Annotated in this window: 13 protein-coding genes; 7 read left to right on the top strand and 6 right to left on the bottom strand. The window is 61.4% G+C overall.

Annotated elements, in window-relative coordinates:
• Window positions 1–191 precede the first annotated feature (191 nt).
• The gene (gene thrC / locus LAO20_15005; GenBank protein ID MBZ5532737.1) at window positions 192–1,556 is read left to right on the top strand and encodes a threonine synthase; all 1,365 of its coding nucleotides are present in this window, start codon (window positions 192–194) and stop codon (window positions 1,554–1,556) included.
• Window positions 1,553–1,825 carry a MoaD/ThiS family protein gene (locus LAO20_15000; protein ID MBZ5532736.1) on the top strand — a complete coding sequence of 91 codons (273 nt, stop codon included), beginning with the start codon at window positions 1,553–1,555 and terminating at the stop codon, window positions 1,823–1,825. The genes thrC and LAO20_15000 overlap by 4 nt, the downstream gene beginning before the upstream one ends.
• A 783-nt stretch (window positions 1,826–2,608) precedes the next feature.
• On the opposite strand, the gene LAO20_14995 is transcribed toward LAO20_15000, so the two are convergent.
• Window positions 2,609–2,896 (bottom strand): hypothetical protein, encoded by a 288-nt coding sequence (locus LAO20_14995; GenBank protein ID MBZ5532735.1) that lies wholly within the window; start codon window positions 2,894–2,896, stop codon window positions 2,609–2,611.
• Here LAO20_14995 and LAO20_14990 point away from each other — a divergent pair.
• The 3 genes from LAO20_14990 to LAO20_14980 all read left to right on the top strand — a co-directional run bounded on the left by LAO20_14990 (window position 2,876) and on the right by LAO20_14980 (window position 6,241).
• Window positions 2,876–4,093, top strand: a complete 1,218-nt coding sequence (locus tag LAO20_14990) for a hypothetical protein (protein ID MBZ5532734.1) — start codon at window positions 2,876–2,878, stop codon at window positions 4,091–4,093. The genes LAO20_14995 and LAO20_14990 overlap by 21 nt on opposite strands.
• A gap of 48 nt (window positions 4,094–4,141) precedes the next feature.
• Window positions 4,142–4,963, top strand: a complete 822-nt coding sequence (locus LAO20_14985; GenBank protein ID MBZ5532733.1) for a hypothetical protein — start codon at window positions 4,142–4,144, stop codon at window positions 4,961–4,963.
• Between the two features lie 354 nt (window positions 4,964–5,317).
• Window positions 5,318–6,241, top strand: coding sequence for a hypothetical protein (locus tag LAO20_14980; protein MBZ5532732.1), 924 nt, complete (start codon window positions 5,318–5,320; stop codon window positions 6,239–6,241).
• Between the two features lie 15 nt (window positions 6,242–6,256).
• Here the strand turns inward: LAO20_14980 and cobA are convergent, their stop codons facing one another.
• The 5 genes from cobA to LAO20_14955 all read right to left on the bottom strand — a co-directional run bounded on the left by cobA (window position 6,257) and on the right by LAO20_14955 (window position 11,194).
• Window positions 6,257–7,075, bottom strand: coding sequence for a uroporphyrinogen-III C-methyltransferase (gene cobA / locus LAO20_14975; protein ID MBZ5532731.1), 819 nt, complete (start codon window positions 7,073–7,075; stop codon window positions 6,257–6,259).
• A gap of 134 nt (window positions 7,076–7,209) precedes the next feature.
• Window positions 7,210–7,380 carry a hypothetical protein gene (locus tag LAO20_14970; GenBank protein MBZ5532730.1) on the bottom strand — a complete coding sequence of 57 codons (171 nt, stop codon included), beginning with the start codon at window positions 7,378–7,380 and terminating at the stop codon, window positions 7,210–7,212.
• 1 nt (window position 7,381) lies between these two features.
• The gene (locus LAO20_14965; protein ID MBZ5532729.1) at window positions 7,382–7,984 is read right to left on the bottom strand and encodes a bifunctional precorrin-2 dehydrogenase/sirohydrochlorin ferrochelatase; all 603 of its coding nucleotides are present in this window, start codon (window positions 7,982–7,984) and stop codon (window positions 7,382–7,384) included.
• Between the two features lie 8 nt (window positions 7,985–7,992).
• Entirely contained in the window at window positions 7,993–9,717 is a 1,725-nt protein-coding gene (locus LAO20_14960) for a nitrite/sulfite reductase (protein MBZ5532728.1), read from the bottom strand.
• A gap of 280 nt (window positions 9,718–9,997) precedes the next feature.
• Window positions 9,998–11,194, bottom strand: coding sequence for a hypothetical protein (locus tag LAO20_14955; GenBank protein ID MBZ5532727.1), 1,197 nt, complete (start codon window positions 11,192–11,194; stop codon window positions 9,998–10,000).
• Between the two features lie 736 nt (window positions 11,195–11,930).
• Between LAO20_14955 and thrB the strand changes: the two genes are divergently transcribed.
• The gene (gene thrB, locus LAO20_14950) at window positions 11,931–12,929 is read left to right on the top strand and encodes a homoserine kinase (GenBank protein ID MBZ5532726.1); all 999 of its coding nucleotides are present in this window, start codon (window positions 11,931–11,933) and stop codon (window positions 12,927–12,929) included.
• The gene (locus LAO20_14945) at window positions 12,926–14,392 is read left to right on the top strand and encodes an aspartate kinase (protein MBZ5532725.1); all 1,467 of its coding nucleotides are present in this window, start codon (window positions 12,926–12,928) and stop codon (window positions 14,390–14,392) included. The genes thrB and LAO20_14945 overlap by 4 nt, the downstream gene beginning before the upstream one ends.
• Window positions 14,393–14,421 lie beyond the last annotated feature (29 nt).

Here is a 14,421-nt window from a genome sequence, read left to right as displayed (position 1 = left end):
AACCTGTCGCCAACATGGCCATGTGCTGTCACACCATGGCTATGCGTGTGTCCACACCAAGGCAGAAAGGTTCATAAAGCAAAGCTTCATTCAGCAATTTTTGAACCCGCTGCCTCAGGGCAAGCGGGTTTTGTGCTTTTTAGGGCCCGCAGACAAGAGCCCTGGGCGGCAAGATTGAGAGAAGAGCAACTATGAGCACCCAACGTCACGAACCGCAAACAGGCGGACAACGCTACGAACTGCGATGTCGCGAATGCCACACCCTGTGGGGCAACCAGCCGATTTCCTTCTGCCAGAAATGTTTCGCCCCGCTGGAGGTGGTCTACGACCTGGCGGCGATCAAGAAAGAGATCAGCCGCGACGTGATTGCCCGGCGCGCCACCACCCTGTGGCGCTACAAAGAACTGCTGCCGCTGCCGGAGCAGTACGACGCGTCGCTTCCCGTCGGCTTTACGCCTCTGGTCAAGGCTGCCAACCTGGGCGACGCGTTCCCCAGCGCAGCATCTTCCGGCACAAGCCTGCGCAGCAAGTCTCTCTACCTCAAGAATGACGCGTCCTGCTTCCCTACTCTCAGCTTCAAGGACCGCGTAGTCGCCGTGGCGCTCACCCAGGCCCGCCATTTCGGATTCGAGATCGTGAGTTGCTCTTCCACCGGCAACCTGGCCAACGCTGTTGCCGCGCAAGCCGCCCGCGGCGGGTTCAAGGCCTGCGTGTTTATTCCCGCCGACCTGGAGCCGGCAAAAATCCTGGGAACGGAAGTTTACGGCGCGCAGATCGTGCGCATTGCCGGGAACTACGATCACGTGAACCGCCTGTGCTCGCAGATTGCCGACAAGCACCGCTGGGGCTTCGTCAACGTGAACCTGCGTCCGTACTACGCGGAAGGATCGAAGACCGTGGGCTATGAAATCGCCGAGCAACTGGGCTGGCGGCTGCCGGACAACGTGGTCGTGCCCATGGCCGGCGGGTCGTTGATCACCAAAATCCATAAGGCTTTCAAGGAACTCATTGAACTTGGCCTGGTAGAGCCGAAGAACGTGAAGTTTTTTGGCGCGCAAGCCACGGGATGCAGCCCCATCAGCACCGCGGTGAAAGCTGGCAGCCATGAGATCACGCCGCAGAAGCCGGCGACCATCGCGCGCTCGCTGGCCATCGGCAACCCGGCGGACGGATTCTACGCGGCGCGCACCATCGCCGGCAGCGGCGGCTGGGCGGAAGACGCGAGCGACGCGGAGATTGTGGACGGCATCGCGCTGCTTGCCGAAAGCGAAGGCATATTCACCGAGACAGCAGGCGGAGTCACCGTGGCATCGGCGCGCAAGCTCTACGCGCAAGGGCGCATCAAGCCGGAGGAAACCACCGTCCTATGCATCACCGGCAACGGCCTCAAGACCACCGATGCTCTGGCCGGGCGCTACGAAGCCTCCGAGCCGATCGCACCCAAGCTGGCGGCGTTTGAAGAATACCTGGAGCAGAAGCTGGCGGGCGTCAACGTCCCGTCACGCGGAACTCGTGTTGGGGACCCCGACGTGGCGGCCGCGGGAGGTGGGCGATGAGCGTGACCGTTTCCATCCCATCGGCCTTTCGTCGCCACACCGAGGGACTCGACCACTTTGCGGCCAACGCCGCCAACCTCAGCGAATTGCTCGATGCCCTGGGCCAGCGCTTCCCGGAGCTTAAGCCTCACCTGCGGGACGAACAGGGCCAAGTCCGGCGCTTCCTGAACATTTACGTGAACGATGAAGACATCCGCTTCCTGGCCAAAGACTACAAGTTCGCCGATGGCGACGAAGTGACCCTGGTGCCATCCATCGCCGGCGGCTGATTTTAGAGGCACCTTAGTTCCCGATTCTAAGGCGACAGGCGCGCCGGACGTCCGGAACAGCCGGTTTTCGCGGGATTCGCAGCAGAATCTTGCAGCAAACTTATCAAATCTTTATTTACAAACAGTTGTAACATGTAGGATACTTTGCGCATATTGTGGAAGGCTGGGAGTTGTTTGTCCCCGCCTGCCTGGCTTCCGTTCATCTCAGGTAATGGATTCCGTGTGTTTCATCGGATGCGCAAGCTTGCCGCGACGCAAGTTTGCGGATGGGCATTCATGGATGCTGCCCAATCTCCTCAAAGCACGCGTAAAATCCTGGGCCCCGTTAGCGTGTAATCACGCCAAAAGACAAGTCCACCCCCAGAGCCGCTGGTGCGCAAGATTTTTCCGCGTGCGCGCTGATGGCGGTCGCGGTATGTCTTGTCAATGCAAACTTTAGTTTGGAGAGCAAATTACGCAATCGGTATATCCTAAATACGTCAAATTCCGGATGCAGCCCAGGAGGCCCGCATGCAATTGAAGCAGAGAATTTTTGGTGGTTGGCAGATTTGTCTTAGCGTCCTTCTACTTTTGGTTGCGGTCTCGTCCCCATCGTGGGGCGATGACAAGCACAAACCTTCGGCGCCTGCACCCAGGGCCCCCAGCAGACCAGCGGCGCAATCGCATCCCAGCACGTCCCGCCCCAGCAATGCGGGCAGGCCAGCCAACACCGGCCGGCCGAGTGGCAACGTTGGCAGACCAAGCGGCGGTTCCGTTGGCAGACCGAGTGGCGGCAGCGTCAACTCAGGACGACCGGGAACTGGCAACGCGAATATCGGTAAAGGCAAGAACACCGCGAACAACGGCCGCGGCAATACCGTCAACAATCGCGTTGGCAACACCAACAATCGCGTGGGCAACACCAATAATCGCGTTGGCAACACCAATAATCGCGTCGGCAACACCAATAATCGCGTCGGCAACACCAATAATCGCGTCGGCAACACCAACAATCGCGTTGGCAATAACAATCGTGTTGGCAACAACAATCGCGTGGGCAACAACAATCGCGTGGGCGCCAATGTTCGGCACGAGCCAGTCCGCAATTTCCACGAAGTCAGCGGCCGGCGCGTGGGCACGGACCGTGGTGGACGCGTACGCGAAATCCACGGACGCAATGGGATGGTGGTCCGTCGCGATGTGCGTGGCGGCAGGCGCTTTGAGGCCAACCACAATGGTCGCCGCGTAGTCGGCTACGGGCGAGGCCGGGGCTACTCTGAGCGCGCCTATCTGCGGCGCGGCGGACGCGTTTATGTCCAACGCACCTACGTCTATGGCGGACGGCGTTATGCCTACGCCTACCGCTCGTACTACTGGCACGGTCACCCCTACTACGGCTACGCTCCGGCGTTCTACTATCGTCCCGCATTTTATGGATGGGCCTACAACCCCTGGTACTCACCGGTGTACTACGGCTGGGGATGGGGCGGAAGCCCGTGGTACGGATATTACGGCTATTACTTCACTCCCTATCCGGTTTACGCCAGCGCGTCACTCTGGCTGACCGACTTTCTGCTGGCCGAGAATCTGAAGGCAGCGTATGAAGCGCGCGCTGAAGCAGCTGCTGGTGCACAAGCGGCCGCGGGTTCGGACGATGGTGGCGGCGGTGGCGGTGGCGGCCAGGTCGCCCTTACTCCGGAAGTCAAGCAGATGATCGCCGACGAGGTGAAACGCCAGCTTGACGCGGAGCGCGCAGCGGCACAGCAACCGCAAGCCGCAGCGTCGGCCCAAGCACAGTCGGCGCCTCAGGGAGGCGGAGGGAACGATCAGCCGCAGGAAGTCCCGGCCGCGCTTGATCCCAACCAGAAAGTGTTCATCGTGTCCACCAACCTTGACCTGGTGACCGATAGCGGCGACGAATGCGCGGTTACCGCCGGCGACGTCCTGCTGCGCACCGGGACTGACCCCGACGGCGACAATAAAGTCGGCGTAAGTGTAGTCAGCAGCAAAAAAGGCGATTGCCCCACAAGCACGAATTCGGCGGTGGAAGTGGGCGAACTGCAGGAAATGCACAATCAGTTCCGGCAGAAGCTGGATACCGGTCTGAAAACGCTGGCCGACAATTCCGGCAAGAACGGTCTGCCCAAGGCGCCGGACACCGGGACCATCGGAGGCGAGGTGCCGGCTCCCGCAGCGGACGCGGCAGCTGAAGCCGATTTGGAAAACGTGCAAAAGGACGCCGACTCGGAAGAGCAGGAAGTAATCAAAGGCAAGCCTGGACCGGGGTAATTGAAAACGCCGGGCAATAACGGGCCCATAGAGAACAAAACAACACCGATGACCAAGAACTTTTTTCGCTGCATTAAAGCCATCGCCCTGACGCTGGTTGGGGCGATGGCCATCACTCCGCTTCACGCCCAGGACGCGGCGGCCTCGCCTTCGCTGCTGGAACAACTGCAAGCGCAATATCCGGCCGGCAAATTCACCTCCCGGGGCGGCTGCACGGTGACCAACCCTGAGACGGGGATGACGCTGCAGAAGGCCGGCATCGGCGCGCTGCCCCAGCCTTCGTCGTCCACGCTGTGCGCGGCCCACTACAGAAACGGCGCCATCACCAGGACCGGCTTCAAATGCAGTTACTACCTCGCCGCCACCAAACAGGCCCAGGTCACGCTGGAAAAAGGTGACAAGGTGTATCCCACCAAGATTGAAGTAAACAAGGACGAGGTCAAGGTGGGGTTTGCCTATTGCGCCGGAGATCCCGGCCAGGCAGCTATTTACGTGGGACAAGTGGTGATTGAGTTCCCCAAGGACACGCTGAAAAGCACCGGCGTGCCCCAGGTGGAAGACAAGATTGCCGAAGTCTTCGCGCCGGACACCGCCAGCCAGCAGCCGGAGCAACAACAAGGGCAGGACGGCAACGCGACCGGGGGACAGCCAGGCAACAATCCGCCGCAAGGCGAAGATCAGCAGCCGCCTGACAATCAGACGCCGGCTTCCACCTGCAACGTTGAAGTCGGACAAACCGTGGAGCAGGTGGTAGCGGCTTGTGGACCGCCAGCGACCCAGTCTAGAGGGGCCACCAAGCTGCTTTATTTTTACAACCAGCCGAAACTCAAGATCACCATCGTGAACGGCAAGGTTGCGGACATCGAATAGAGTGGCCTCGCAGTTGGCCGGGCGGCTGGCTGCGCGGGTGGCTGTGAATCAGGAACTGGCGGAGGGTTGTGCGGTCCGGGCCGCGAACCCGCAGCAGTACGGCGGCGAAACGAACCCGCTGATTTGGGGACCCCAAAATAACTCGACGGCAACTCTTGTGATCTATAGGTGCCCGATGAACCAAAGGGCCGGCGTCCGCTGCGTACAAATCGCTGCTTTGGCTCTGTTCGCGTCGGGGAGGTGGCAGTTCCGAATGAACCAACGAAAATGAATCAAGACTGGCGACCGCAACCATTGCGGCGCGCGAAACAAAACTTCCGACGGCAACCTTAAGCCCGCAAAAGGAGTAGCCTGATGATGAGCAAGAATCTCTTCCGCTGCATTTGCACACTCACCCTGATCTTCGCCCTGGCCATCACCGTTTCCAAGCTTCAAGCGCAGACGGTGAAGGACCAACTGGAGGCAGTGTATAAGTATGCCCGGGGCACAGACGGCTGCCATGTCGGCAACCCAGACAGCGCTCTGGTGGCGCAAAGCAATGTGGGCGGCATGCGCATTCTTCCCGTCAGCTCGACCGGCACCACGATTGCCAAGTGCACCAACCACTACACGGACGGCAAGCTCAAGACGCCCAGCACCGCGTGCAATGGCGAAAAAATCGCCAAAGCGGGCGGGTGGTTGTCACACGTCCCCAAAGTTGGAGGAGTGATCGGGGCGGGCAGCTCGAAAGTCGGCGATCAAGCCGCGCAACAACCGATGGATGTGGTGACCACCGGAGACACCGTCTACCCCGTCAAGCTGGAAGTGGACGAGGGCAAGGGCGAGGTCAAGTTCTCCATCATCACCTGCAAGCAGGCCGGCGACCAGCAGAATCCGTACAAAGGCGAAATTGTCTTCCACTTCAAGGACCTCAAGCCGGAGAACGTGTCCCAGGTGGAAGATACCATCGCCACGGTGTTCAAACAGGGTGGCGGGGACCAACAAGGCGACGGCGGAAACAACCAAGGGCAACAAGGTAACGACAACCAGGGCAACGGCGGCGGCGGACAGGGCAACGGCGGCGGGCAGGCCCAGCAAGGTGGCGGCCAGGACCAGCAACCGGATGATCCGGCGTCGGCCTGCAACCCTGAGGTTGGGCAGACCGTTGACCAAGTAGAAGCCGCTTGCGGAAAGCCGACATCCCAGGCAAAGGGCGCAAACTTGAAGCTGATTTACAACTACAGCCAGCCAAAACTGAAAATCATTTTCATAAAAGGCAAGGTAGCCGATATCGAATAAGGGCAGCGGTCGCGGCTACGACTGCAATGGAACCAGGGTGCGATGGATCGCGGGGTCCCGGCGCTTGTTGAAAATCGTTGATGCAACGCCGAAGAGATCAGCAGCCTCTTGGCCCGTTTCATCGGAAACGCGTCGTGCCACTTCGCCCACAATCAACACTGCCGGCGCCGCCACGCCGGTTGCAAAAGGCAGGTCCAACAAAACCATGAAGCATTTTTGCTCGCCCGCGCGACCTGCGCTGGAGAGCAGCAGGCACGGGGTGTTGGCGTCCACGCCGGCCTCCATTAGCTCGCGGGCGGTCTTGTTGTAATCCGGGCCCGGCATGTACACGGCGAAGGTGGTCCGTGCAGGATCGAACCCGCCGGCACGCAGCTTTTCACCGCGGATGTTGTGCGCCGTGGTCACCACCAGCGACGACGCGGCGTTGCGGTCCGTCAGCGTGATGCCCGCAGCTGCGGCCGCAGCGGACGCCGCCGTTACGCCGGGAACAATCTCGACAGACACGCCGGCGCGGCGCAGCGCGTCCAGTTCTTCGCCCAGGCGTCCGAAGACCGCGGGGTCCCCGGACTTGAGGCGGACCACGGCCTTTCCCCGGCGCGCGTGCCAGATCATCAGAGCGTTGATCTGGTCTTGCGTCGTGCTCGCGCCCCGGCGGCCACAGCGCTTGCCCACGTTGATGATGCGCGCGGAATCCCCCGCCAAGCCGAGCACCTCGGGGGTGACCAGGTCGTCATGCAGCACAACGTCAGCGGCGCGCAGGGCAGCGACGGCCCGCCCGGTGAGCAGGTCAGCCGGGCCGGGCCCGGCGCCGACGAAATGTACTTTGCCGGTCATTTATTCTTCGCGCGGTTTCCCGCGCGCGCTTTCTCCGCGCAGTTCCCTGCGCGGTCTTCTCCGCGCGCTTCGCTGCGCGCAATTTCTCCGCGCGTTTTCTCCACGCGCGTTTTCTCCGCGCGCCTGCTTGAGCGCTAGGCGCTCTTGCGACCGGTGGTGCGCTCTTCTTCCAGCCAATCTTCCACGGCATTGACCAGGCGGTGCACCAGTTGGTCCACGCCGCCGATCATGTGCAGCCCTTCATGCTGGTGCTCTTTCAGGGCTTCTCTGATCTTGGCTTCCAGGTTCTTCTGATGTTGGGTCATTTTATTCACCTCCGAAATTCAGGTCCTGCTGCAAAGCGGACTTCGGTTTGCACAACGCTATAAGATGCAGCAATTGCTTGCGGCGTTCCCCCGGCGGCAGCACGCTGCGCAGGGTGGAACGCATGCGTCCCAGCCACTCCGTCCAGGGCCCGAACTCCGGGCCGTATTGCTGCTCCAGCTTTTTTCGCACTTGCTGGGCCAGCGCTGGGCTGTGTCCGCCGGTGGATATGGCAATCTGAAACGGGCCGCGGCTCACCACTGAGGGCGAGTAAAAATCGCAGTAAGCGGGATCGTCCACGGCGTTGCCCAGCGCGCCGGCTTGCTGCGCGTCTTCGTAGACTGCCCGGTTCACGGCTTCCACTTCCGTGGCGGCGATCACCAGAAAATAGTCCGCAGCCATGCCTCGATGGTATTCCTGCATTACGAGTTTGAGCAGTCCCTGTCGGGCCCAGCGCTGTATGCGCGAAGAAACGCGCGGCGAAACCACGGTGACGTCCGTCGCCGAGCGCAGCACGCCTTCCAGCTTTTCTTCAGCGATGGCGCCGCCGCCCACGATCAGTACTTTGCGCCCTTCGAGTTTGAGAAAAATCGGATAGAGAGCCATGGTCTGCCTTACCCTTCCGCCCCGTGGGGCACGCGACCGGGCGCAGGATCGCGCGGCACCGGGGCCAACGCCTGTCCGGCAAGAAACGTGCGCAGCTGCTCTTCAGAATGGCGCGCGAAAAACTGCCGCAGGTTTTCGCCCGCACGGCGGCGCTCCAGATATTCGCGCAGCAGACGTTCAATCGCGTCGGGAACCTCGGCAGCCGGGCAGCGATAGCCCACCGGACGCCCGAACCCCGCGTACTCGCCCACCGCCCCGCCCAGGCAGAAATAGTAGGCGTCGGCCATGCGGCCGTTGACTTTGAGTTTCTTGCCCTCCAAACCAATGTCAGCGATGCGATGCTGCCCGCAACTGTTGGGGCAGCCGGTCACGTTGAGCTTTAACGGCTGGTCGAAGACCGGCAGGCGGTCTTCCATCTCTTCCACCAGCCAGCGGGTGAAAGACTTGGTTTCCGTAATGGCCAGTTTGCAAAACTCAGTGCCGGTGCACGCCACCGCGCCGCGCCAGAAGGGCGACGCCGTCACATGTAAGCCGGCGGACTCCAGTCCCACCACCACCGCCGCCGTCTGCGCTTTGGGGATGTTCACGATCACCAGGTTCTGGGTGATGGTGGTGCGCAGATCGCCGGTGCCGTATTTCTCGGCGAGAGCGGCTGCCGCGCGCATTTGTTCCGGCGAAATCCGGCCGCGCAGCACAGCCGCGCCCACGTAGAACAACCCCGGCTGCTTCTGCGGATGAACGCCCGCGTGGTCGCGGAAAATGTCCGCGGGAATTTCCTCCGGCACGGCAGGAGCAAGATTGAACCCCAGACGCCGCTCCACTTCCGCCAGGAAGCTTTCCGCCGTCCAGCCATGATTCAGGAACAAGAACTTGAGGCGCGCGCGTTCGCGATTCTCGCGCAGCGGCGCGGCGTCGCGGAAAAGCCCGCTTACCGCCTGGGCGACGGGAACCACCTGGTCCCAGGCGACGAAGGCGTTCAACCGCACGGCCAGGTGCGGGTCCGTGGAAAGTCCGCCGGCAACGCGCACCGAGAATCCCACTTCGCGCTGGCCGTTCACTTCACGCACGGCGGGCGTGAACGCCAGATCGTTGATCTCGGGATAGGCGCACCAGTCGCGGCAGCCGCTGATGCTGATTTTGTATTTGCGCGGCAGGTTGTAGTAATCCGCGTTGCCGACGAGCAGTTTCTCGGCTTGCGCCACCAGCGGCGAAGCGTCGCACAGTTCGTGCGCGTCCAGTCCGGCCAGCGGGCAGCCGGTAATGTTGCGCGTGACGTCGCCGCAAGTCGCCAAGGAAGTGATGCCGGCTTCAAAGAGCCCCTGCAGGACGTCCGGCAGGTCCTGGATGGTGATCCAGTGGAGCTGTATGTTCTGGCGGACGGTGATGTCAGCGGAACCGCGCGCGTACTTTTCTGACAGGCCTGCAATCGCGCGAAGTTGGCGCGCGCTTATGATTCCGCTGCCCAGCCGGATACGCAGCATGAAATATGGCAGAGCCTTGCCTTCGCCGCCCGCGCCGCCGAGCACGCCGGCGCCGTCGCCCTGCGTGTACACGCCCCACCAGCGGAAGTAAGTCTTGATCCAGCTTTCAGGGATGTCCGTGTACCCGCCGCGAGCGAAGCTGCGGATTTCCTCCAGGCACTCCCAGGGATTCTTCTCCTGCTTGAGACGCTCGGCGCGCTGCGCCTTGCTTTCTTTTGCGCTCTCGTTCACCGCTGCGATCTGTGTACCCATGGCTCCCACTTTCCAGCCCTGCTAGCGTTGCGATCTAAGCCTTGCAACTTCACCGCAAAAAGCAAAAGGCCCATCGCTTTTTCTGGCGATAGGCCCTTCCTAAACTTGAATGATTGCTTTTTAGGTAGCGGCTTCATTGGCCAGAGAAATGGATGTCGCCTGACAGCGGCAACACATACACATCTCCTGGCAAAGAATTCGCATAGGTAGAAATTATAGATGAATGGGGAGACTGTCAAGACTCATCTTTCTCATCTCCTGGATCTTGAGGGACAGGCTCCTACCGGACCGCGCGGGCGTTCGCGATGCCCAGTTGTCTGGCTTGCGCATTGTCCTTGGCCCGGATCATGGCCATGATCGGTTCGAGGAAGCGGCTGTACTTTCCCAGCGTCACCTCATCATGCTTGGCCAGAGCGGTACGCACGGCTTTTTCGGTTGCGGGACTCACAACTTCCAGCCGCCCGACGAAGAGGCGCACGGTCTGCGCCGGCGCGGGATGGATGGACAAAGGGAGAATGGAGTCCACGAACCCCGGCGGCACAATGTAGAACACGCGGCTGCCTTCTTCAAACCAGGAATTGCGCCAGGTTTCCAGCATGGCGTGGGCCTCGTCGCGGTAGAGGCCGCGGGCCACCAGGATTTCTTCCAGGTCGCCGTAGAGCGACTCCACGGTTGAGGTCAGCTCCGGCGGGGCCACCGCGACCTCATTGTGCAAGCTGCCGCTGATACGGTAGCCCACTTTTTCTCCGCGACGCTCAAAGAGAATCACGCCGGGGATCTCCGCTTTGGTCAGGTTCTTGACCAGCAATTTGCCGTCGGCGGCGAATGTGGCGGCCACGGGTACAGAAAAAACCGAGACACCGCGATAGAACAGAAACTTTTCATGCTGGTCACCGGCCGGAGTCTGCACGCGCAGCGGTGTTGCGCCGGTCTCGCGCGCCGCGTAGTAGTGATTGCCATTGTCGCGGGTTTCGCGCGGGAACACCACGTTGTTCCCCGGCTGCAGCCTCACGGAATCCCAGGAGATACTCCCGTCGCCACGCTTCTGAAGAAGGGACGCATCATAGATGGCTGCTTCCTGCTTGACCTGGCTGGCGTGCGGGTACCACTCCGTGATCAGGCCCTTGGCAAACGCCACCTGCACGGACACGGTCAAATCGCGGGGCGTGTAGAAATAGAGGACCGGCGTTTCCATGCGCACCGTTCCCCAAAGTCCCTGCTTGAATCCGGTATTGCGAAAGTGTTCGACGAACCCGGGGAGGTCAGTGGACCCGGTAAGCGGCAGCCACTCCACCGCCTGCCCGTCTGTGCCCGCGATGGAAGTAAAGGTACCCCATTCATGCACGGTAAGACTGGGGTCAGGCGCCGCACTTTGCGCGCGCAACGGCGGCTGGTGTGAACCAGCGAACGTCAGCAGACCCAACACAACAAGAAGAATGGACGACATGCGCAAAGAAACGGGTAGAGAGGATTTCATTGTCTTCACACTTCCCTTTCGAAGGCTGCACTTCTTGGGGCACAAGACGGTCTGCGAGAGAGAAGTGTTAACCAAATGAGATGGTCGCGGAGGTTCAAAAATTGCGTGGCATCGAGGCCGTCATGCCGGCCGCCGTCTAACGAGCGAGCGGATGTTATTAAAGATGCTTAATTTGAACAGGCAAACCGGCTAGCTAACCGAGCATGCAGTCGTCCCTGGCAGGCTCCACGCCAGGCGCGGAGCCGCCATCCAAGATCATGAAAAGAAAAGGGATTGCGCCATGGTGCTGCGGATTCGCCGGGTCGCCGACGTCAAGCTTTCCCTTGACTCCCACCGCCCAGCAACGCTATAGTCGTGCCTGATGTACCGCACCCAGAACATCGCGATGGCTATGCCCACGTGCACAACAGGCACAAGCACAGGGACAACTACATGCATGCGATATTCTGGCGAGCCGGTGAAATAAGAACTGAAGCAATCATAAGTTCCTGACCCACTCGCCCCCAGAGCGAGTGGGTTTTTCGCTTTATTGGGGAGGCAAAAAATCATCGCCGGGGATGAATGGCGTAAGTCCTTTAGATTTGGGGATGAAGTGGGGAGCAGGGGGCCGCGCGGAGCGCGCCCATCGCCGAGATCGCCGTGATCGCACGTGATCGCCGTGATCGGGAAGCACGCGGAAGGAAAAAGCAATTCGCGAGCCCGGAAAGAAGGATCGGAAATCAGTAAGACGAGAAAAATGACCTTAAGAAACCAACTCGGTCCTGAAGGTGGTTACGGCTGGCGCGCTGTGGTACCGGCGACGTCAGCCAACCTGGGGTGCGCCTTCGATTGCGGCGGGCTGGCGCTGAAGCTGTACCTAAACGCCCTGTTTGCGCCCGGCCAGGGCGACCAGCTCACCTTGAAATATCGCGGGCAAACTCCTGACCGCTTCCCCGTTGACGACTCCAATTTGATTCTGCATGCGCTGCGCTTTGCCGCGGCCGAGCTGGACGCGCCGCCTCCCGCCGGACACGTACTGGTGGAGAGCGAGATTCCCATCAGCGTGGGTCTGGGCAGCAGCGCCGCCGCGGTGATTGCCGGCCTGTTGCTGGGCGCGCGTTACTCCGGCAAGGACGCCGCCGCGGAAGACATCTTGCGCTGGGCGAACGAGATTGAAGGACACATTGACAACGCGGCCGCAGCTTACCATGGCGGCCTGGTGCTGGCTTTGTCAAACAACGTGGAGAAAGCGGTCGCGTTGAAGACTGATTTTCCTGAAAGCATACGCCTGGTGGTGGTGACGCCATCGGCAACCGTGCCGACGCACGAGGCGCGCCAGGCGCTGCCGCAGGCGTACGTCCGCGAAGATGTGCTGCATACGTTGCAGCGCACTGCTCTGCTGGCCGCGACCTGCTTCTCCGGAAATTTTGATCTCTTCCCGGAACTCTTTCATGACAAGCTGCACCAGCCCTACCGGCAGAAGCTGGTCCCTGGAATTGAGCGATGCTTGCAATTCCGGTATGAAGGACTGCTGGGCGTGGCCATCAGCGGCTCCGGTTCATCAGTGATTGGTTTTGTGACTCGCAACGAAAATGAAATCGCGGAAGGGTTGCAGGAACTTTTTGCGGAAGAAGGAATGCAGACCGAGGCGCGCTCGACCTCCGCCGACAACCACGGCGCCTGGGTCACGCGCGAGCCGGTGCCGGTGGGCAAGACCGCTGGCATTGCGCGAGAGAAGTCAGGGAGCAGGGAATGAGCAGCAAGCGTTTGATCGTGATGAAGTTTGGCGGCACGTCCGTGGGCAACGCGGCGCGCGTCCGCCAGTGCGCGCAGATCGTGAGCAAGGCGGCGCAGCAGGACCGCATCGTCGTGGTGGTTTCCGCCATGTCCGGCGTCACCGACCTGATCTTTAAGACCATTGACGCCGCCCGCCAGGGCGACACTGCGGCCACGGATGCCAACTTGAAGAAATTTGAAGCCGTGCACCGCGAACTGATCGCGGACCTGTTCAACGGCTCCGCGCCGGCCGCCGCTGAGTTTCTCGCCCAGGTGGTTGAGCAGTTGCAAAACTCCAGCCGCGCTCTGCTGGCTTTGCGCACGGACATCTCCGCACAGACGGCAGACTCGCTGGTAGCGCTGGGCGAGCGCATCACCGCGTGGGCCCTAGCCAACTATTTGCAGCAGACCGGGAGCCCGGCGGAGTTTGTTGCGGCGGAGCGCGTGATCGCCACCGATAGCAACTTTGGCAACGCAGCGCCGGACATGGAAGCCACGCGTAGCAATTGCAAGTCCGCACTGCTGCCGATCCTTGATCGCGGAGCGTCACCGGTGGTTGCCGGATACAGCGGCGCCAACCGCGAGGGCCGCACGACTACGCTGGGACGCGGCGGCTCAGACTATTCCGCCACCATCATCGGCGCGGCCGCGGGCGCCGACGAAGTCTGGATTTGGACGGACGTTGACGGCGTGCTCACCGCCGATCCGCGCATCTGCCCGGACGCCTCTACATTGCCCGAGATCAGCTTTGCCGAGGCCATTGAACTGGCCTACTACGGCGCCAAGGTCATTCATCCCAAAGCGGCGTACCCCGCCGCCGACGCGGGCATTCCAGTGTGGATCAAAAACTCTTTTCGCCCGGAGGCGCCGGGCACCAAGATCACCAACACGGTTTCGCCGGTGACTTCACCGGTGAAGTCGGTGACCTGCGTCAAGAACGCAACGCTGATCACCCTGGTCACGCGGCGCGACGTGCATCCGGTGGAGCTGTGGGGACGCCTCTTCCTGCGGGTTGGCCAGGAACAGATTGAAGTGCTTTTTGCCACGCAGTCGTCGCCCGAACACGCGCTGGGGCTGGTGCTGCGTCCGGAAGACGGCGCGCGCGTGCTCAAGCTGATCAAAACCATCTTCCGCATCGAGCTGGAGCAAGGCGTGCTGCTTCCGGTGGAGGTCAACACTGACGCGGCGGTCGTCGCCGTGCTGGGCGAATCCATGAAAGGCACGTGCGGAATTTTGGGGCGCGTCTTCTCCGCTGTGGCCAAGCGCGAGGTCAGCGTGATCGCCGTGGCCCAGGGCGCCAGCGAACTCAGCATTTGTTTTGCCGTGGGAGCTCCGGCCGCCGCGGACGTGGTCCGCGCGGTGCACGAGGAGTTCTGCTCCAAAGTGGACTTCGCCGTGCCGGTCTGCCTGCGGCCCAACGCGGCAGTCTTGGGAAAACAATGATTTCAGGAGCCCGATGAATATTTCTGCTG

The organism is Terriglobia bacterium (assembly GCA_020072815.1).
GTDB lineage: Bacteria > Acidobacteriota > Terriglobia > Terriglobales > Acidobacteriaceae > Angelobacter.
This window is presented reverse-complemented; position numbering and strand designations above follow the sequence as displayed.